The organism is Pseudoxanthomonas sp. CCNWLY206-1, assembly GCF_039710385.1.
Classification (GTDB): domain Bacteria; phylum Pseudomonadota; class Gammaproteobacteria; order Xanthomonadales; family Xanthomonadaceae; genus Pseudoxanthomonas_A.
On record NZ_JBDKXI010000005.1, the window covers coordinates 398,842 to 419,331 of the forward strand.

Consider the following 20,490-nt stretch of genomic DNA (forward strand, 5'->3'; position numbering starts at 1 on the left):
CGGGACCTCCAGCATCTAGCTCCTCGCGTTTGTTCCCCCCTTAGCTCAAGGTCCATCATGCAGAAGCCAACAGCAGTGAAGAACGACGAAATCCCCTTGGCAAAGGGAATTCAGCAATCACGAAAGCTGCCAGATCCGGAATTAGGTGCCTTATGGGACTCAATCGTTTTGGACGCGGCGATCAAGGAGCAACTGCTCTCGCAAGCGGTGCTCAACTTCACGCTCCGTCCTAAGGTCAAGCGCAGCGTGCTGCCCTTGCACGGCGCTATCTTGCTGGTGGGGCCGCCAGGCACGGGCAAAACTTCACTGGCAAAAGGCCTCGCTCACCGGGTAGCCGAGTCTTTTAAAGGCGCTGGATTTCGCCTGTTAGAGGTGGAACCACACACCTTGACCAGCTCTTCTATGGGGAAAACCCAGCGAGCCGTGTCGGAACTTTTCTCTCAGTCCATTGCTGAAGCCGCACACCTGGGGCCGACCATCGTGCTCTTGGACGAAGTTGAGACGCTGGCTGCGGATCGCTCCAGGATGAGCATGGATGCCAATCCGATCGATATTCATCGTGCAACCGACGCAGTACTGGTTCAGCTGGATCTATTGGCCGAACAACATCCTAATCTGCTCTTTGTTGCAACCAGCAATTTTCCCAAAGCAGTCGATACCGCTTTTATCTCGCGTTGCGACCTGGTTCTCCATATTCCCTTGCCCGACGAAACCGCCTGCAAGCGCATCTTGGTCGATTGCCTAGGCGGTTTGAGCAAGGTTTTTCTGAGCCTCTCTTCCTTACTTCATGACAAAGGGCTCGATGCCTGCGCCAAGGCGTGTACTGGACTGGATGGCCGCTCTATCCGCAAGCTTGTCGCAAGCGCGCTTAGTAGTTCAAAGGAGGTTGCGCTAGATCCCGGGAAGCTGACGATTGCCGATTTGCTGGCTGCTGCCAAACGCGCCAAAGCGGGGCAGTCATTCAATGGAGGTGGCGCATGAGTACTGTCGTCCGCCGCACGTTTAAGGCCACACCTGCACGCGACGCATCTCAAACATGGGCAGAGATGGTGAGTATGCTTACGCGCGTCAATTCTGGTGCCCGACAGGAACTTGAGTCTGTTGCAGGCATTGCCAGTTCACTGATCGCAGATCAAGCACCGAAAAACGCTGCGATCACTGTGACTTGCGATGGTACCCGCACGCGCATCTACTGCCTGTATGACGATGACGCCATCGATGGCAGCGACGCCAATGAAGATCAGCTGGCCTATAACCCGTTGGCGGGAGATTGGGAGGTCTCCTTTCCATGTCAAGGTGAGGACCTTTCCTGGGTGCAAGGCGCATTGGCACAAAAAAGCGCGCGCATCACGGCGCGTGACCTCGCCACTGACGTGGCAAAGAGCGAGCCGCGCAGCGCTCAACCGGCAGGACTCACATTAGATATCGAGGGATTCCTCGGCCAATGACTACTGTCTCCGTCAACACCTATACGCACTCGGTGACATATGTCGCTGACAACATCCTGAAAAGCCTGAAGGACATCATCCGGCTCACGGGGCTTGACCCCAGCGAGTTTGCGGATGACTGGGAGAGCAACCAGCGCGCTATTAAGACCTGGCTTGAGTCTCAGCACCTACAGACGGTGAAGCTTGAAATCTACAACCCGCAAACAGACTCTTTGATCATCAGGTGGGATATCGATATCCACTACGGTTGGTCTGCTGGTGAAGGAAGTTTCTGGACAGACACGGATGCGCTTCGCTACGCGATCAAGAAAGAGGGGTTGGTGCCGAGCCAGGCACGTTACCGACTTTTAATCCAGACCAGGCATGGTCGGCCGGATGTGCTCGGCTGGAGCACGACCACCGGCCGTTCTATCGGCGGAATGGTGCGCCAAAGCCTTGGCACTGCCATCGAGCACAGTGGACTTGGCGGCCGTGCCTCTTATTTGAGGACCGCTTGATGATCACTGTAGATGAAGCCTTTCGGAAGTTCAAAAGCCGCCTGGAACTGAACCAGAAGGAGCAAGACAATGCCTCCGCCAGGCAGAATGAGGTCCGCGACTATTTGGCTGGCAAGTTCAAAATCGATCGTAGCTTTCTAACGGGCTCTTATGCGCGCTGGACTAAGACGAAGCCGCTGAAGGACGTCGACATCTTCTTTGTTCTGAAGACAATAGAAGATCACTACTTGGATAAGTCGCCCTCAGTGATCCTAGAGGACTTCCGTAAAGCCTTGGCGGAGAAGTACGAGGACAAGGTCCGGGTGCAAAACAGATCGCTCAATGTCGAGTTCGGCGTCAAGGCTGACGACGAGGACAATACTGATTGCCGCCTGATGAGCGTGGATGTCGTGCCTGCATTTGCACACGGAGAAAACTATAAGATCCCGGACGATCGGCTTAGTAAATGGGTTGAAACCAACCCTCGCATCCACGCAGACAAAGCGACCGCCGCACATCAGGCCTACTCCAATGAGTGGAAGGGCTTGGTGCGCATGATCAAGTATTGGAACAACAACCCGAAGCATGGCGAAAAACCGATCAAGCCGTCATTCCTGATCGAGGTGATGGCGCTTGAGTGCTTGCATGGAGGGTGGGGCGGCAACTTCGAACGAGAGATCCAATCTTTCTTTGCGACCATGGCTGACCGTATTCATGATGAGTGGAAAGATCCGGCAGGCCTTGGGCCACCTGTAAGCGGTGATATGGATGCCACGCGCAGGAAGCGTGCTGAAGATCTACTTCGCGTTGCAGAGCGCGAAGTGGCAAGTGCAATCGCGCTCGGACGCCAAGGGAAGCAAGGCGATTCGCTGCGCGCTTGGCGCAACCTATTCGGCAAGATGTTTCCTATTTCCTGAAATGCTACTCCTGAGGGCTCGCACATGAAAGACTGGTCACTGAGTAGCGTACTTGCCTCGCTACATGATGATATCCAAGGCCGGCTGGCTATCGCACGTCGCTCATTCGCGCATCCTGGGACGAAGGGCGATGCTAGCGAGGGTGTCTGGATAGAACTATTAGAGTCCTATCTGCCGAAACGCTACCAGGCGGCCAAGGCGCATGTTGTGGACAGCAACGGCGTCTTTAGCGAGCAGATCGATGTGCTGATCTTCGATAGGCAGTATTCACCTTTCATACTTACTTTCCAGGGGCAAATGATCGTTCCAGCAGAAAGTGTGTACGCCGTCTTCGAGACAAAGCAAACAATAGATGCCACACTGATAAAGTATGCGCAGGATAAAGTTGCGTCGGTCAGGCGTTTGCATCGCACCAGCCTTCCTATTCCGCATGCGGGAGGTGTCTATCCACCCAAGCCTCCTATGCCCATTATTGGTGGCGTGCTCTCTTTGGAAAGCGAGTGGATTCCTGCACTTGGATCTTCGCTAGAGACAGCGCTCCTTCGTGATACGGATGGCGGTCGGCTCGACCTAGGTTGCGTGGCATCCCACGGGCACTTCGCGTATGACCATAAGAGCGGGAGCTATGGGCTGACGAATGAAGGGAAGCCCGCGACGGCCTTCCTACTAAAGTTGATCTCCCAACTTCAGTTCAGTGGCACAGTGCCAATGATTGACGTTGATGCGTACTCAGCCTGGCTGGCTAAGTAACATAGCAGTATCTGTCGATTAAGGTGGGTGCGGCCGCTCGTCTTCTTAAGCCGGCCACCACAGCAGCACACCAGCTATCGCGCGCACTTGGTTGCAAGTACCGCAGGTGTCAGCGCCAGCATATGGTAGACGGGGCTAAAAGCGGCACTTGTGCTTGAAGTCAGCGGCCCACATATGCTTCCAATAGCAGCTGTCGGTTCGTTAGAGAATGGATGGTGTTTTCGACAAGATATAAAGCCGCGCGTTGAGCTCAACCGGACTGCCGCTAATAGTCGCCCGAAGTTATCGTCATCGTCGTCGCTCTTCCAGCGATTGATGAAGCGACAGACAACCTGGAGATTTCCAGGCATGGTGTCCTTGACTATCAATTCGATCCAGTGATGCCTGCATTTCAGAGTCATCATTAGCGCTGCCATAATGCAACGGGAGTCCGCTCAGAGCGCCCTTCAACGTAGTTGCGAAACTCCTCTTCTCCTGAGAATTCATGCTCTTTGTTCTTTTGTTTCCGCTTGATAGTTTGGCCATTGGAGTGGAGTACCGTGTTCAACGCTGCCCTCACCATCATAAGAGCAGCGATCTGGATCGGAGTGAAGTGGGTTACCGGTGCCTGCTTTGCGGTCTTGAGCTTATCTATCCATTGCGGCCGGTTGTGCCACGCTGAAACGTCGCCCCATCAATCAAGGTGCGAACATACTCGGAGTTGTCTTGGACTTTGGATGAATGGATGCCCAGTCCAAGAGCCTACCTTTGCGATCGCGATTCGACCATCTTTGAGCTGGCTTGTGAATCGCATATACCAATTGATTCAAGTAAGAGGGTAGATGAGCAGGCTCTAACACTTCCTCTGCAGCATCTTGCCTCGTGATCGTCCACCAAATAGCGTCCTTCTCCCGATGAACCCATATATCCCCATGGGTGCTGGCAATCTGAAGAGCGACGTTGAACCAGCGCGATGCTACCGATCGGGTAGGAGTATGTCCTCGAGCAGCTTCAAAGATCGGATGCAAAAATCGATATAACCCTCTCGGTCACCGCTCAGAGAAAACGGCCTGACCCGCGAGTCCTCGATCGTGGCCACGGTATTGCGTCTAAGACATTGCGGCCAGAGGTAGTTGCCTTGACCAAAGTTCGCGATGATGACTTTCATCCCCGACCCGTTGAGATCCCGTGGTGAGGGTTAGCGAGAGGCTCCGGCGTTGGAACCCGAGAGCCGAGAGGGCAGGCTTTACTTAGGAACAGTGGGTTGCCCCGTACCCGGCAGCCCGTCCCAGCATCATGCGGTACAACGACCGGACAAGCCAAGGACCGTGGAACGTAGTTCGCGGAGTATGTGACAATCGGGACCTACCCTGGCCGCCTTCATTGCGGCAGCCGATACGCCACATATCGAACTCATGACTTCATCTGACAAGCCCACGGACCTCCTTGCTCGCCTCGGCCAACTCAGCGCCCCTGAACTCCGTCGGTTGCTAGTCGAACATCTTACCAAGCGCAAGCTAGGCCTGACTTGGGAGCGCAACGCAATTGAGCACGACGAGGCATTGAATGCCGACATCGTGCTACCCCGACTCGTGCCCGAGTTGAGTCATAAGCCAGCGAGCGCGGGTGAGAAGTTCGTACACCGCAACCTGATCATTGAGGGCGACAACTTTGACGCGCTACGGCTGCTCAAAGCGACTCATGCTGGACGAATTCGGGTGATCTACATCGATCCACCTTATAACACCGGAAATAAGGACTGGGTCTACAACGACGACTATGTTGGGAAGACAGATCGTTACCGGCATTCCATGTGGCTGGAGTTTCTGTACCAGCGTCTGCTGCTAGCCCGGGACCTCCTAACGCAAGATGGTGTGATCCTGGTGTCTATTAACGACGAGAACCGCGCGCGACTGGAAATGCTGATGGATGAGGTATTTCCAGGCAGGCGGGTAGGTAGTCTGGTCTGGCGCACCCGAGACACGACAAGCGCTAAGGATCGCAACTTCAGCGATGTGCACGAGCATATTCTTGTGTACGGGAATGAAGGGTTCGCCTTCAACGGAACCGAAAAGACCCAGAAGAAGTACAAGAATCCAGACAAGGATCCACGGGGCCCATGGAATGGCGACCCTCTTACTCTGGCATTTGATCGGTTTGATCGAGAGAACCTGTACTACCCGCTTCACGACCCGAAGCGCGATCGATGGTATCCATGCGATGAGAATCGGGTCTGGGCATATGCGACCGAGACTCGCGTCGAGGACACGACTAAGCTCCAATCTGAAACAATGGAGGAGTGGGTTCGTCAGGAAAAGATCCTCTTCCCCGAAGAGGAAGAGATTCGAATCTGGAATTCGAAGGAAGAGCTACTGGCGGCGATCGATGCCGGTGACGTCCCCGTTACACCGAAGAGGAAACGACCACTTCTGACGCGCGAAACTCCCGATCTCGACTTCTGGGTTGGGAAATTCGTTGGCTTCGGACGCCCGCTCTTCAAAAAGCACTGGAGCGATCTGCGAAGCCACACCAACCCGCTGGGCTCGTGGATTGCACGATTGACGGAGATCTACGACGATGAGGACTTCGCGGTACTGCGGTCGCCTCAAGCAGGCGAGGGTACGGAGGTCATCCAGGAGGTGTTCGGATCGAAGGCATTCCAGTATCCGAAGCCTCCGACGCTGATACGCAACCTGCTCGCTCAGACCACCAAGCCTGGTGACATTGTATTGGACTTCTTTGCGGGGTCTGCCACCACTGGGCAGGCTGTGCTTGAACTGAACGCCGATGACGATGGTGAGCGTCGCTTCATCATGTGCTCGAGCACGGAGATGACTGCACGCGACCCGAATAAGAACATCTGTCGTGACATCACCGCGGAGCGTATGCGCCGCGTCAGTCAGGGCTTCGCCGGAAAGCCCGGATACTCAGCGGATCAGGGGGGCGAGTTTGCCTATCTCCAGCTCGACAAGTTTGCTGCCGCTGACTTGCCTTTCGAGGCTAAGCCAAGTAACACACTAGCGCATCTGAGCTTGCGTTTGACCCATGCGGTCTGGGAGCAACCTGCTGGCCCTGTTCAGCACATCGCGAGGGCCGGGGACCACGACATTCTGCTCTGCCTGGAGGTTAATGGCCAAGTGGTTGAGGAACTGGCGGCGTGGCCACAAAAGCATGGCGTGCAGCGCCTAGGTGTGTATTGCGATCGCCCTGTGGCGCTACAAGAGGCATTGGAAGCTCGGGCGATCGATTCGAACTGCCACAGTCTGACTGAAGCATTGATGGGTGGTCAGGCCGGAGGGCGCGCATGAATATGGATTTCGTGGTCGCACAGTCGGATAGCCTTGAACCCATTGGCTTCCAGAAGGACATCATCCACAACTTGGCTGCTACGCTGCTTAGCCACCCGTCCCCGCCAATCCTGCTGCGTTCGCCCACAGGGTCAGGCAAGACATTTATGTTGGTGCGCGCCCTCTCCAAGGTGTCGGCAGCGCAGGACACCGTGTGGTTGTGGTTCGTCCCGTATGTGAACCTGGTCCAGCAGACCGAGGACGCCATCCTAGGCAACGCGGACGGGCAGCTGTTCCCCATCATGCTTTCGCGCGGGCGCAACCAAGAGCCAACCAAGGGCATGGTTCTGCTGTCGACGGCCGCGGGCGTCGCTAGTGCCAAGGATCGCAAGACGGGCTACTCGAGTGCGGCGGATGACGAGCAGAGGGCGCTGAATGAGTTCGTCGAATTGGCACGCGCTAGGAAGTTGAAGATCGGCCTCGTCGTGGACGAGGCCCACATCGGCTTGAAGACGGGAACCGAGTTCGGTGCTTTTGCGCTATGGGTCAAGCCGGACTACATGGTCATGGCCTCGGCTACGCCCAAGGACGCTGTGCTGGACCAGTTCCTGTCCCAAGCAGGCAAGGAAGCCCGCACTTCATTCGTGGTGAGCCGCGCCCAAGCGGTCGAAGCCCGCCTAAATAAGAAGTACATCGAGGCGGTGAAGTACGACCTGCAGCGGACCATTTCCACGGTCGCCGATCTCAAGCGGACGGTGCTGCGCCAGGCTTGGAAGAAGCATCTGTGGCTAAAGAGGACCCTCAAAGCTGCGGAGATCGACCTGACACCGCTACTTCTGGTGCAAGTCGCCAATGGTGAGAAGACGGTTGAGGAGGCTCGTGAAGACCTGATCCGTCTCTGCCGCGTTCCCATGGGGGCCATTGGTGTCCACTCGGCAGACGAACCCGACCCCGTACTGATGGCAGCTATCGCCAACGACCACACCAAGGAGATCCTGATCTTCAAGCAGTCGGCGGGTACCGGATTCGACGCCCCGAGAGCATTTGTTCTGGCGTCCACGAAGCTGGTCAACGATGCCGACTTCGCCATGCAGTTCATTGGGCGCGTCATGCGTGTAGCTCCCCAGGTACGCGACGCGTTCCCCAAGCCGAAGGAGATTCCGGATACGCTGGATACGGCTTTTGTTTACTTGGCCGATGGCGAAGCCCAGGCAGGCTTCCAGTCGGCGGTGAACACTGTCGGTGCTGTCAAGAGCCAGCTGGAAGGTCAAACCGAGCAAATGGTCGTCAAGCACACCAAAAGTGGTGCGACGGTCATCACCAACAAGGCGTCACCCCAGCTCCCAGCGTTTTACGACAACACCAAACCCACTCCCGTCGTCCCCATTGACGAGCCGGACGACGAAGACGATGAGGGACTGCCAAGCACTGGCACTACGCAACCTAGCCTGTTCGGCAAGGAGGCAGTGGCTGATACAGGCACGACTATTATGGAGACGGATTGGGTGGTGGAAAGCGCACCCAAAGTGGCGGGAGTTCCTGCCGACGAGAAGGAAATCCTGGAGAGGCTGAAAGAGCAAGGCCTCAAGGCGTATCGGCTCAACATGAAGCTGCCAGGTGTGCCTGCAGCGTTCAAGCAGGAGAGCCGACCAGCCATGTCCGACATGGCGAAGGTATCGGTGCATGTAGCCACCCACCTGCCGCTGAACGAAGACAAGATCGCCTTTGCCGTTCGGGCAGCCTACAACCTGCTGCGCGATAAGGAGATCCACACCGAGCTGACCAAGGATGAGGACAACATCCGCACGGAAGAGGTAACGGTCATCACAGATCGCGCGTCTCTGGCCCGAGATGCAGCGGCACACCTGAAGAGAATCCCACAGGTGGAGGACGCCGACGTACGCATCATCATTGGCACGCTTGCCGTGCGATTGCGGGAGGATGTAGCTATCCCTCCTAGTGACGCTAGCGCATCGGTGCTAGACGACAAGCAGCTTGATCGCTTAGCGCGAGATGCAGCGTGCTGGGTAGTGCGACGCGACGCCCAGCGGATCGGTGAAATGGTCCAGGATGCTATTGCCGAATTTGCCACCGCAGGGAATGCGGCACCATTGCCTAACTTCCTTTTGTATCCCCTCAGCAAGGCGCTGGAGCAGGCCCAGAAGAACCTTTACGGCATCGTCCCGCCTTTAGATAGCACGATCACAAGTGATCGTGACAGCCTGGATATCGAGGGTCAAACGACGATGTTCAAGGAGACCCTGGCCCATGCGGGTGGCACGATCTCCGTGTTCGGGATCGACGGATCGGCGGGCGTTAACCAGGAGGAGCGCGAGTTCATCCAGTCGATGGAACGTGACGACCATGTGGTGTGGTGGCACCGCAACCCTTCACGTAAGCCCTGGTCTGTGCGGATCGTACGTAGTGAGCACAGGAATTACTTCTACCCTGACTTCATTGTCTGCTTGGAGTACCAGAAAGGAGAGGAACCTGAGCTGCGCATGGTGGAGACCAAGGAAAGCACGAAGGACGCTAGCCGCAAGGCGCAACGTATGCCGAAGATCTATGGCAAGGTCTTGTTCGTCACACGGGAGGACACGCGCCTCCGAATCGTCAATGACGACGGAAGCTTGGGCGACGAGTTCGATTGGGTTGATCTCACGCCAGCATGGAAATGGATGGCGGCTAGACGGGCGAGCTGATACGTGTCGCATTGCTCTACCGGCTGAGGGCCCGGTATGTCACTTCGCCTTGCGGGCTCTGGGCAAGCAGCAATCCGGCTGCCCCATACACCGTACGAGTCTAGATGCGTGCAGGGCGACTGCGAGGTGCGCGGAAGATTGACAAGAGTTCAATCCGGTTGACGCTCAGCACCTACTGTTCGGCGCTTAGCACTTCCCGATGCCAGAACGGATTTAGTCAACTATGAGGCGAGCTGATGGGATACAAAGAACAGGGGCGTATCGTGAATATGATCTAACAAAAAGCGAGCCAAGTCCGTGTTCCCAGTAGAAATTTCGCTTTCAGAGCGAAGCTGACGCCAATCATCATATAAAATCGCTGCTACAAGATGAGGTCGTCTGCGGGTCAAGCTCCCGCTGTTGCGGTACGACAAATGGGTGAGCGGCCGAGTTTTATGACAATCGGGTCTGTCGGTGAACGAGAGCATTCGGACAGGTACTGCGCATGGGCGGCATCGATAGCATTGCACCTAACCGTGATAGTTTGGGTGCTGATGGGCGTTTCTGACATCCATAATGCGGATCCAGATGTAGGGAGTTCATCAACCTCTGTGTCTGCACGCTTCCTCGGAGAGGACGAGTTTCGTCAACCGCTGGTAGCCGCCTCGCCGGCCAAACCAGTTGAGACGCCCGATCCGAAGCCACAAGCGGTAGCTGATCGAGTCGTAGCCCCTGTGTCGGATTCGACTGCAGTCATAACTGCAGAAGCGACGGATTCATTGGCCAGCTCATCCCCGGCGCCATTCGCTGCCGAATCGGGCACTCAGAATGCTGGTAGCTCAGAGCCATCGATTGTGGGCGATCGGGTTGAAGAGCGCGGCCATGATTCTGACGACGACAGCTACGTGGCTGCACTGCGAGCAGTGATTCGAAGCAAGTGGATTCGCCAGGGAAAACAAGCGGCCGCATGCTCGGTAACCATTCAACAAACGGTCGGCGGAAGTGTAATTAGCGCAACATCGAAATCTTGCGCATTAAGTGAGGTGGATCGCCGAGCCTTGGAAGCGGCAACCTTAGCGGCCCAGCCCTTGCCATACGCAGGATATGAAGAGGCGTTTCGAGAGAATCTAACAGTCGAGATGGAGGAATAGGATCTACTTCAGGTGCGCAGTGCTCGCAGGCGGCAGGCCACCTAACAAGGCAACCGCACGCGAGACAAAACAAGTCATTGGCATGTCATGCCCGCGGTCGTGATCGTGATCGCTGAAGCCCGCAGTTCTCAATCTGTGACCTATTGCCTCCTGACCCGTTTGACGCCTGCAAAGAGGAGAGATAGCATCGCCGAGAACCCGGTTGGGGAAACCGGGAAATCAACTGCGGACAACGCTCATGGCGCTCCGCTTGGGACAGGGGGTTCCGTGAAATATTCCGAGGTTGGTCTCTGGCCGGTGATCCGGTCGGCTTGGTTGATTGTCTTCATTGTTTGCGCGTCCGTTTCGAGCAGGGCTTCTGCGCAAACAACCGCTGATAGGATAGTAGTAAAGCCGACACGTTGCCCATGGGGCTTGTCCGGAACGGTCGAAGGCGGCTGCTTTTCCGGCTTGGTCAACTATCCCGGGACGCCGGACGAGCCATACTCGTGGCGTTTTACTTTGCGCGACGACCGCTTCTCCAGAAATACCGACACCACTACTGGTGTGACTGTCGAGAAGATTTGCCGTGGCAATCCTATCGACATAACTAGCGGCGCGAAAATCGAGGAGGTCATCGATTTCCGGGCTTCTGGTGGAGAGATGCCGCTACCTCTTGGGCGCACGTATAACAGCCGGAGTGCGTCGTATGAGCGATCGATTTTCGGCTCCCGCTGGCGATCCAATCTCGACGACTTCCGTCTTCATTTTGAGGCTCCCAGCACCGAGTTCAAGGAGTGCGATGCGTTCCCTGGTATTAAGGAGTGCACGGCTCAGGACACCGCTAACAGACCCCATTTTGAACTCGTGAGTGACGACCGAAAGGTTACTTTCTACCGCGGCGTAGACGATGTATATCGCGAAAAGAAAGCAACTCCCGTTGCGTATGCGATACGAAATGCGGACGGCACATGGACGATAAATACGGAAGATAACCAAGTACTTAAGTTTACCCCAGGCGGTTTTCTTCTAGAGAAGCGGACGCGATCAGGAATATCCTGGAAGTACACGTACGGCGGCTTAAACGGAACACAGCTTCAGCGCGTCACCCACTCATCCGGGCGTTACGTCGAGCTAACTTGGACAGAGAACGCTGTTGCGACGGTCAGGGATCCCGGCGGTAATCTTTATCGTTACAGCTATATCAAGAGGCCTGGCGTCCTGTGGGACTTCTACTTCTTAAAAACGGTAACTCTGCCCGGCCTCCCGGCCACGGTGGTGGAATACCACTATGCGGACGAGGCGGCTTCGCCGGATCTCGGCCCGCTAGTCGGAAAATCCTACAATGGAACGCGATTCTCAACGTACACGTTTTCGTACGGTAAGGCCCGTTCGACCGAACATGCTGGCGTAGAAAAATACAGCTTCATCTATCTGGATGTAACCGGAGGTACCAAGGTCGCCGAGACTAACCCTCTGGGCAAGAAAACAAACTACCTGTTTGATCTGAAAGGTAAGTTGTTATCCGTTGACGGAGAAGCTTCCGCAAACTGCCAAGCCTCAAGTAAGGGTGTCGATTACGACAGTAACGGCTACAGGCTGGGCGAAACTGACTTCAACGATAATCTCACTACCTACCAATATCACAGTTCGGGGCGGCTTCTCAGCAAAATCGAAGCGGCAGGTACTGCGGTCGCCAGAACCACGACCTACACATGGGATTCTGAGAACCGAATCACGACAGAAACATTGGTTGGTCAGCGAGAGATCACTTACACCTATGACGGAGCTGGTCGACTCACCAAAACATCAATCAAGAATATATCGCCCAATGTTGCCGAATCCAGGGACCAAGTTCGCGACATCATTTACACGTATATAAATCACCCCAACGGACTTCTTTCCAGGATGTCCATTGAGGGTCCGTTGCCTGGCTCGAAAACGGTTTATACCTATAGTACGTTAGGTGACGTTCTTTCTGTTGAGAACGGAGCCGGGCATGCGACCACGTTCGGTGGGCACGATGGTTTAGGTCAGCCTGGCTATGTTGTGGGTCCGAACGGGGATCGGACAGATTTTGTCTATGATGAAAGAGGGCGTGTAGTCAGCGAGAAGAAGACGGTTAACGGAGGCGTCCACACGACATCGTATGCCTATGATGGCTTTGGTCGCCTTGCATCCGTTACCTATCCGGACGGCGTCAAGTGGGGTTATCAATACGACGTAGCTGGCCGTTTGATTTCAGAATACGTTGCCGAGGGTGGAGGCCTCTACGCCCAGAAGTTGTACACATACAACGCGATGTCGCTCCCCGTCTCAGAAGAGATTCGACGGGTGTCCTTCGAGCCAGTACAAGGAACTGTACGATGAAAGAGCTCTCTCATTGGCTGCTTGGCATCGTCATCGGCGCGGCAATGCTGTTCCTTCCGGAATCGGCGATTGCGTGCACGATCAGGTTTGATGCTCCATACAACAGCCAGACGTTCACTGCCCCTGCCAGCATCACGATAAGTGGGCGCCACGACTGCCCATTCACAGTTGTTAATCTGACAAGGAACGGAAGTTACTTGGCGGATATCCAGACAGACGCAGGGCGCTCTGGCCAGCAAGTCCCGTTCTCTTACGTCTGGCATTCGCCTAGCGTGGGCGCGCATACCTTGCGCTTCAGTACTGCGATGGGCGCAGCGGTCGCCAATGTTTCAATTAACGTATACCCCGCTCCTACCGGTTCAATTACCGCATCGCCAAACAGGTGCCACATTCCTGTAGGAGCCACAAGCTGTTCATCGACCATCAGTTGGACGATGAACAGGCCCGGCGGTGTATGGAGCTCAGCAGTGAATGGGAGCACTATGACGCTGTTTGAAATGGGGCAGAGCGGCAGCAAGGCGGCTTCAGTGTCCTCCGCTGGAACCCGCTTTCATCTCGGCGTTGCGGCGGGTGAAGATGTCGCCTATGTCGACGTGTATGGAAACCATGCTCCCGAACTCACCCTGACGGCTCCAGCTAACGGCGCTGCATATCGCTTGCCAGCGACGGTGACGCTCGCCGCCGCTGCTTCAGATAGTGATGGCGGTATCAATCGGGTCGAGTTCTGGGCTGGTGGCGCTAGGCTGGGCAGCGCCACCGCTTCACCATACTCATTTGCCTGGGCGAATCCTCCCGCAGGCACACATTCGGTCACAGCCATCGCTTTCGATAGCTACGGACATTCTCGTACTTCTGCAGCTTCATCTATCACCCTCAAGAATTCAGACGTGTATGGCGCGGTGGATGGGATTCAACCAGCAGGCGCGACTGATCCATTGCTTAAAGGATGGGCGTGTTCAACCGGCCGGACACAATCGATTGATGTGCATGTCTATATGGGCGGGCCGGCAGGCAGCGGCACAATGGTGGGAAGCTTTCCGGCCAATAAGGCTAGCGAAGCAGCGGTCGCGGCTGCCTGCGAATCTACGGGCACGGCTTATCGCTTCGAAATACCTTTAACGTCAGCGATCCGCCAGGCTCATGCCGGCAAAGCCATCTACGTTCATGGCATCTCGCCTGTGGGCAGACCGAACAATCTCCTGTCGGGCTCTGGCGCGACGACAGTCCCAGGCGATGATGTGCTCGGCGTGGTGGAAGGGATTTACCCGGGAGGTGCGGGTGATCCACTACTGCTGGGATGGGCGTGTTCAACGCACCAAGCGCAATCAATCGACGTGCATGTCTATATGGGCGGGCCGGCAGGCAGCGGCACGATGGTAGGGAGCTTTGCGGCCAACAAGCCAAGCGAAGCAGCGATCGCGGCTGCCTGCGAATCCAATGGCACGGCTTATCGCTTCGAAATACCTTTAACGCCAGCGATCCGCCAGGCCCATGTCGGCAAAGCCATCTACGTTCATGGCATCTCGCCTGTGGGCAGGCCGAACAATCTCCTGTCGGGCTCCGGCGCGGCGACAGTCTCAGGCGATGTCGTCGGAGGGAGTACCTTCAAGTACGACGAGCTCGGCCGTTTGATCGCCTCGACGACAAAGTCTGGGAATGAAACCAAGTACACGTACGACAACAATGACAATCTACTTTCCATCACCGACCCGTTGGGGAAGGCTACCTCGTTTGGCTATGACCCTTTGGGGCGCCTAGCATCGTCCAAGGACGCGGATGGCTATACCACGAGCATCCTCTATGATGCCGGTGATCGCATTGTAAGAGTCACCGACCCGCGCGATAAGGTGACCAGCTACACCTATGACGGCTTCGGGCAGTTATGGGCGCAAAGCAGTCCTGATACCGGTACTACCCGATTCACCTATGACGCAACTGGATTGCGTACCTCAATGACGCGGGCGGACGCTCGGGTTACTACGTTGGGATACGATGGACTGGCACGCCTGACGTCGCTTACTACAGACGACGGAACACAGACGTTCACCTACGACAGTTGCTTGAATGGCAAAGGGATGCTGTGCAAGGTCGCCGATCCCACGGGAAGCGTAGAGTACACGTACACCCCTCAAGGCCAGATTGCGAGCCAGGTCAGCGCTCTGCCAGCAGGCGGCTCGGACGCGTACGCGTACTCTTACGACGGCATGGGGCGCTTGACTGGGATCGGCTATCCTGGGGGTGTCGGCGTGGGCTATGGCTACAGCGCCGGGCAACTGACGGCGGTCACGGCAACCGTTGCAGGCGTTAGCAACACTGTCGCCAGTGGCATCAAGTATCAGCCGTTTGGTCCCGCTGCTAGCTGGACCTATGGCAACGGTTTGACGCGCGGCTACAACTACGACCAAGACGGCCGGCGGACGGGTCTCAGCGTCCGCAATGGCTCCACGGTGATGCAGAGCCTGACGCTGGGATATGATCGCCGAGATATGGTCACGGCAATTACCAATGCCGTCACCCCGTCCGTCTCGCAAATCTACCGATACGACGACCTCGGAAGACTGATTCGTGAGGAACGCGACGCCAACCGCTACAACGACTACACCTACGATGCCAGTGGTAATCGGACCTCCGCCCACTACGCCGGGACCACGACGAACTACACTGTTAGCGAAGCCAACAATCGCCTGCTAAACGTGGATACAACGGTGGTCGGATACGATCCAAACGGCAACGTGACATCGGACGGAGTCAACACGTTCGTCTACGATGCCTTCAACCGAATGTCGTCCGCGACCCGCAGTGGCGGAACAGCCAGTTACGCCGTGAATGGATTGGGACAACGCGTCTACAAGGAGGTGGGCACTACGCAAACCTGGTTCAGCTACGCCCCAGACGGTAGTTTGATCGGCGAATACAAGTCGGCGCAGGGCTGGACGGCCTACGTGTGGGCGAACGACGAAATTATAGGCATGGTGCGCGGCGGGCAGCTATATAGCGTCCACAACGACCATATCGGGCGACCTGAGCAGATTACTGACAGTGCAAAGGCTGTCGTCTGGAAGGCCGACAACTATGGTTTCAGTCGCGTAGTAACGCAGGATGCCGTTGGCGCCTACAACATTGGCTTCCCGGGCCAATACTATGACGCCGAAACGGACACCTGGAACAACGGATTCCGCACCTACAGTCATAGCATAGGGCGCTATCTACAGTCGGATCCGATCGGACTGGCAGGTGGAGTCAACACCTATGCCTATGTCGGGGGGAATCCGCTGAATTTTGTTGATCCGCTCGGTTTACAGTCGAGAGACTTAGAATATATCTACAAACAGTCTGGTGCCAAGCCACCGCCGGCGAGCCCGTATTTTCGCGAGTACAACGCTGGCGTTCGAGACTTCGTGCGGAACTATCGTGACATGCGGAAAGCTAATACTAAGCTCTCGGATAAATACTTTCACTGCAAAGCAAACTGTGAAGCTGCTCAGCGAGGACCGGGAGGTAAAGATGCGGCTTGCAAACTCAGTGACGAGCGGGAGAAATTTGACAAAGGAGTGAAGGGCGACTCGGCTGCAGCGTCTGCGGCGGATCAGGCCGCCAATAGATACGGGCGAAATCATGCGGGTGAAGGTTCATGCTCTCAGGTATGCTCAGGCTTCAGGCCCAACGGCTTACCGCCAGAATACTGATATGAAAAAGAAAACCAGAGTCATGGTGATTGTGTTGATCCTCGTATTGGCAATTGCGGCCGGGTTCTGGCTAAAGCGCCAGCTTGCGATCGACATCTGTCTTGACGGCGGCGGGCTCTGGAATTACTCCCTGTCGCAATGCGAGAAATGATGGCTGCTCGAAGCCCCGCTCATCGCGGGGCTTCTTCCGTGGGGGCGTGGGCACAATCCATGTTTAGTCGACCGAAAAGCATCAAGTGAATTCGCGTGCTAGCCATAGCAATGACTGACACTTGGTTCGAGACCGCATCATTGGGGAGATCACCTGGCAAGCCACGCATCGGAAGCCGCCCCATCACGATCGAGAGCAGGTGAAAGCTTCATCTGAGAGCAGCGGTCAATTTATGCTTTCAAGTAGCGGTCAAGTTATGCTTTCAAGAACATCAACTGTGCTTTAGCGCATAAGTTGTCGCAAAGAAGCCAACTAATGTGATATTTCCCGCATAACTTGGCATTGGCGTAGCAATAAGTATTCAGCATCGATAGCTCGGCCCCGATAGATGGGCTTTCATCGCCAAGAGCTGGATTCGAGTCAGCTAGCGACTAAGTGGCCACCCACTAGCGGATATCGGGATGCGTTCCTGGCTTGGTCAACTTCCGGTTCGACATCAGCCAGCTTGTCGGCCGGATCCAGTCGCCATAAGATCGAAACGTAATAACGGGGTAGCGCTCCATTCGGGCGCTGAGACAAGTCGTATAGCCGGTCCGGTCCGGACATTAGGAAGTTGGCTGTCTACAACCATGAGCATCGCCTTAGCCGCACTTTTGTCGCTCCTAGCTGGCCTAATTGGTGCAGTGTTTGGCCATGCGCTGTCCGAACGAAAGAGCCGCAACGATGAGCTCGCCAAGATGCGTCTAGACGCCTACGGCGACTTCCTGCGAATTACATCCCACTTGGTTTCAGCCCGACGAAGTGGTCGGACACAAGATGAGTTAGGTGAGTTAGGTGCACTCAATGATGCTAAGGCACGCATTTGTGTGTGCGCAGATGCTCCAGTAGTTGAAGCACTCGAAAAGTTTTGGCTTCAAGGCGGCACTCTTGAGAAAGAGCAGGAGATCCTTGCGTACACAAGGCTCTGTCGCGCGATGCGTGAAAGCTTAGGCCGCGACCGCCTGTCGCTAGACATCCGTCTTTCTGATGTCCTATTCAAGCTTCAGCCGTCAACCTACTCATATCGTGGGTCACCCGCGGACGACTAAATCTCTCGCCCATGGTGCGCGGCGATCCGGCGAGCAATCTTTAGGAGGTTCAGGCCAAATCTCGCAGCGTTTTCTGGATCCAGATCGAGCATGAAGAATCGATCCCAGCTGAACTGCCAAATCTTAGCCTCGTTGAGATCGAATTCGGCCATTCGGCGCTTAACCTCCTTTGCGTCAAGTCCAGTCCGAGCGAGACGCTGTCGCATTGCATCCATCCTCGCGTTGCGCTTCTCTGGGCGCGCCCTCAGGATCATCGTCTCGATGAACGCCTCATACGCTAGAAGAGCCATTGGTTCAGGTTCGAACAGTACCCCGGAATGAGAAGTTGATGCATCGCTCATCGACTGTAGATGCGCATTCCCATCCACTAACTCCTGGTAGAAGGCTCGGGTAGCGATGGCCACCTCATCTGTATCAAGTGTCCATGCTGGCCCCACGATAGCAGCAGCAGGCGCCCGCGGACCTTCCGTAAGTGCGGCTATTCCTGCAAAGCCGCAGCAGGCAGCGACAAACACTAGCAAATTGCATCGGCATGCCTCATTCAATGCCTGAAGTCGCGGATTTAGCTCGCTCCACGTTAGAAACTCGCGACCACTGCCGTCGCCGAGGCCTTCATTGCCGCCGTGACACTCAAGATGAAGTATCGGCCTTGCTTCGTTTGAACGACCTTCCGCGGATATTGCTCGCAAGAACTCGTCCTTCGTGCTGCAGCGAACGTACCTTGACCACCCAGGGCGGAGGCGTTCGAGGAATTGGTGAAGCTCAAGGCCTGTGCGCGGCTCGTTGGCAGCGACTTGAAGCCACTCCAGAATCAGGAGTGTGTTCGACTTTATCGATCCCTGTGCTGGAGGGGTCGGGAGCGTCTGCAACAACTGTCTCTCGGCCCGCGTGAGTCGCGCCATGGGCTTCGGGTCCAAAGATTGATTAGGGCATCATGGCCTAGGTGAGCGCAGTCTGAAATGAGGAGTGGTGTCTCCGCAACTTGCTGCGCTTAAGTCATTTCGGCAGGACTCCAGGGGAAGGCGAGGGGTGACCGCTCGGGTCTCGGATAGTTCAGACATTCTGAGACGACCGTTGGCGCCGGGAGTGACTAAAGACTGGGTGAGCCTCTGCTCAAGTTGGGTGGCGAGGATGCCCGCTAGTAGCCGGAAGCGGACATAGGATTTTCCAGCGTCTCGCCATATGCAGGCACTTGACTCCGGCAACAGCAGGCGTAGCATTTATTCCAAGCCTAGGGATAGACCCAAAGGCACTTACCCGTGAGGGATTCTCATGGACTACGACTACCTTGTTTTCATCGGGCGTTTCGAGCCCTTCCATAACGGCCACGCCGCCGTCGCCCGCCATGCATTGGCTCGGGCCAAGAAACTCATCTTCCTGGTCGGTTCCGCCGACACCCCGCGCACCATTCGCAATCCCTGGACCGTGGCCGAACGTGCCGTGATGATTCAGGCGGCACTGGACGGTGCGGCCGATCGTCTGATCATTCGTCCCCTACGCGACCACCTCTACAACGAGAGCCAGTGGATCGCCGGTGTGCAACGCACCGTGGCCGAAGCGATTCGCAGTGATGGCGGGGAAGCGGATGCCAGTGTCGGTCTGATCGGCATGGACAAGGACGCGTCCAGCTACTACCTGCGCGAGTTTCCGCAATGGCCGCTGGTGGATGTGCAACACACCGAGACGCTGTCGGCCACCGAACTGCGCCGCTATCTGTTCGAAGCCGGCAAGATCGATTTCCATGGCGCGCTGTTGATGCTACGTGGCAATGTGCCGGCGCCGGTATTTGAGATGTTGGAGGCCTTCCGCAAGAACTCACCGGCGTATGCGCAGTTGGTGGCCGAACATCAGTTCATCGATCAATACAAAGCCGCCTGGAAAGACGCACCGTACGCGCCCACCTTCGTCACCACTGACGCAGTCGTGGTGCATTCGGGCCACGTGTTGCTGGTGCGGCGCCGCGCCGAACCGGGCAAGGGTTTGTGGGCACTGCCGGGCGGTTTCGTCGGCCAGGACGAAGGACTGCTGGATGCCTGCCTACGCGAGCTGCGCGAAGAGACCCGGCTGAAGATCCCGGTGCCGGTGCTGAAGGGCTCGCTCAAGGGCCAGCACGTATTCGACCATCCCGAACGCAGCCAGCGCGGACGCACCATTACCCACGCCTATCACTTCGACTTTCCCATTGGCGAACTGCCGGACGTGCGCGGCGGCGATGATGCCGACAAGGCGCGCTGGATTCCAGTCAGCGAAGCGCTGGACATGGGACCCAAGCTCTACGAAGACCACATCCACATTCTCGAATTCTTTCTGGGCCGGGGTTGATCCCGGCCTTCCCGGTCGGCGGATAGACCGCCGGCTTCACTCGACGCGAAGGAGCTTCCGTCATGCAATGCCTCAACAATCTTCTCCTCAACACCGACAGCTACAAAGCCAGCCACTGGCTGCAGTATCCGCCCGGCACCGATGCCACCTTCTTCTATGTGGAATCGCGCGGCGGCACCTACGACCGCACGTTGTTTTTTGGCTT

The 20,490-nt window shown here is 56.3% G+C and carries 14 protein-coding genes; 13 read left to right on the forward strand and 1 reads right to left on the reverse strand.

The features are described 5' to 3' along the window. Positions 1–75 precede the first annotated feature (75 nt). From AADW18_RS13920 to AADW18_RS13970, 11 genes are all read left to right on the forward strand, one after another. Positions 76–981: an AAA family ATPase gene (locus tag AADW18_RS13920; protein WP_337343976.1), complete on the forward strand. Its 906-nt coding sequence runs from the start codon at positions 76–78 to the stop codon at positions 979–981. Next, positions 978–1,448, forward strand: a complete 471-nt coding sequence (locus AADW18_RS13925) for a hypothetical protein (protein WP_337343977.1) — start codon at positions 978–980, stop codon at positions 1,446–1,448. The genes AADW18_RS13920 and AADW18_RS13925 overlap by 4 nt, the downstream gene beginning before the upstream one ends. Next, positions 1,445–1,945, forward strand: coding sequence for an HORMA domain containing protein (locus AADW18_RS13930; protein WP_337343978.1), 501 nt, complete (start codon positions 1,445–1,447; stop codon positions 1,943–1,945). Before AADW18_RS13925 ends, AADW18_RS13930 begins: the two co-directional genes overlap by 4 nt. Next, positions 1,945–2,841, forward strand: coding sequence for a CBASS oligonucleotide cyclase (locus AADW18_RS13935; protein WP_337343979.1), 897 nt, complete (start codon positions 1,945–1,947; stop codon positions 2,839–2,841). The genes AADW18_RS13930 and AADW18_RS13935 overlap by 1 nt, the downstream gene beginning before the upstream one ends. Before the next feature lie 24 nt (positions 2,842–2,865). Beyond that, on the forward strand, positions 2,866–3,591 hold the full coding sequence (locus AADW18_RS13940) for a DUF6602 domain-containing protein (RefSeq protein WP_337343980.1): 726 nt from the start codon (positions 2,866–2,868) through the stop codon (positions 3,589–3,591). A 1,394-nt stretch (positions 3,592–4,985) separates the two neighbouring features. Next, on the forward strand, positions 4,986–6,878 hold the full coding sequence (locus AADW18_RS13945; protein WP_337343981.1) for a site-specific DNA-methyltransferase: 1,893 nt from the start codon (positions 4,986–4,988) through the stop codon (positions 6,876–6,878). Further along, on the forward strand, positions 6,875–9,559 hold the full coding sequence (locus AADW18_RS13950; protein ID WP_337343982.1) for a DEAD/DEAH box helicase family protein: 2,685 nt from the start codon (positions 6,875–6,877) through the stop codon (positions 9,557–9,559). The genes AADW18_RS13945 and AADW18_RS13950 overlap by 4 nt, the downstream gene beginning before the upstream one ends. 1,217 nt (positions 9,560–10,776) lie before the next feature. Next, positions 10,777–13,038, forward strand: coding sequence for a DUF6531 domain-containing protein (locus AADW18_RS13955; RefSeq protein ID WP_337343983.1), 2,262 nt, complete (start codon positions 10,777–10,779; stop codon positions 13,036–13,038). Positions 13,039–13,520: 482 nt separating this feature from the next. Next, a complete protein-coding gene (locus AADW18_RS13960; RefSeq protein ID WP_337343984.1) occupies positions 13,521–16,724 on the forward strand; it encodes an RHS repeat-associated core domain-containing protein in 3,204 nt (1,067 codons plus the stop codon). A gap of 1 nt (position 16,725) precedes the next feature. Then, complete coding sequence (locus AADW18_RS13965) at positions 16,726–16,875, forward strand: hypothetical protein (protein WP_337343985.1); 150 nt, start codon at positions 16,726–16,728, stop codon at positions 16,873–16,875. 629 nt (positions 16,876–17,504) lie between these two features. Beyond that, the gene (locus AADW18_RS13970; protein ID WP_337343986.1) at positions 17,505–17,963 is read left to right on the forward strand and encodes a hypothetical protein; all 459 of its coding nucleotides are present in this window, start codon (positions 17,505–17,507) and stop codon (positions 17,961–17,963) included. Here AADW18_RS13970 and AADW18_RS13975 read toward each other — a convergent pair. Further along, entirely contained in the window at positions 17,960–18,115 is a 156-nt protein-coding gene (locus tag AADW18_RS13975) for a hypothetical protein (RefSeq protein WP_337343987.1), read from the reverse strand. The two genes, AADW18_RS13970 and AADW18_RS13975, sit on opposite strands and share 4 nt — an antisense overlap. A gap of 1,114 nt (positions 18,116–19,229) precedes the next feature. Between AADW18_RS13975 and AADW18_RS13980 the strand changes: the two genes are divergently transcribed. Beyond that, positions 19,230–20,285, forward strand: a complete 1,056-nt coding sequence (locus tag AADW18_RS13980) for a bifunctional nicotinamide-nucleotide adenylyltransferase/Nudix hydroxylase (protein ID WP_337344009.1) — start codon at positions 19,230–19,232, stop codon at positions 20,283–20,285. A 62-nt stretch (positions 20,286–20,347) separates the two neighbouring features. After that, positions 20,348–20,490, forward strand: a 143-nt coding sequence (locus tag AADW18_RS13985) for a nicotinamide phosphoribosyltransferase domain-containing protein (RefSeq protein WP_337344010.1), incomplete at its 3' end; no start/stop codon positions are given.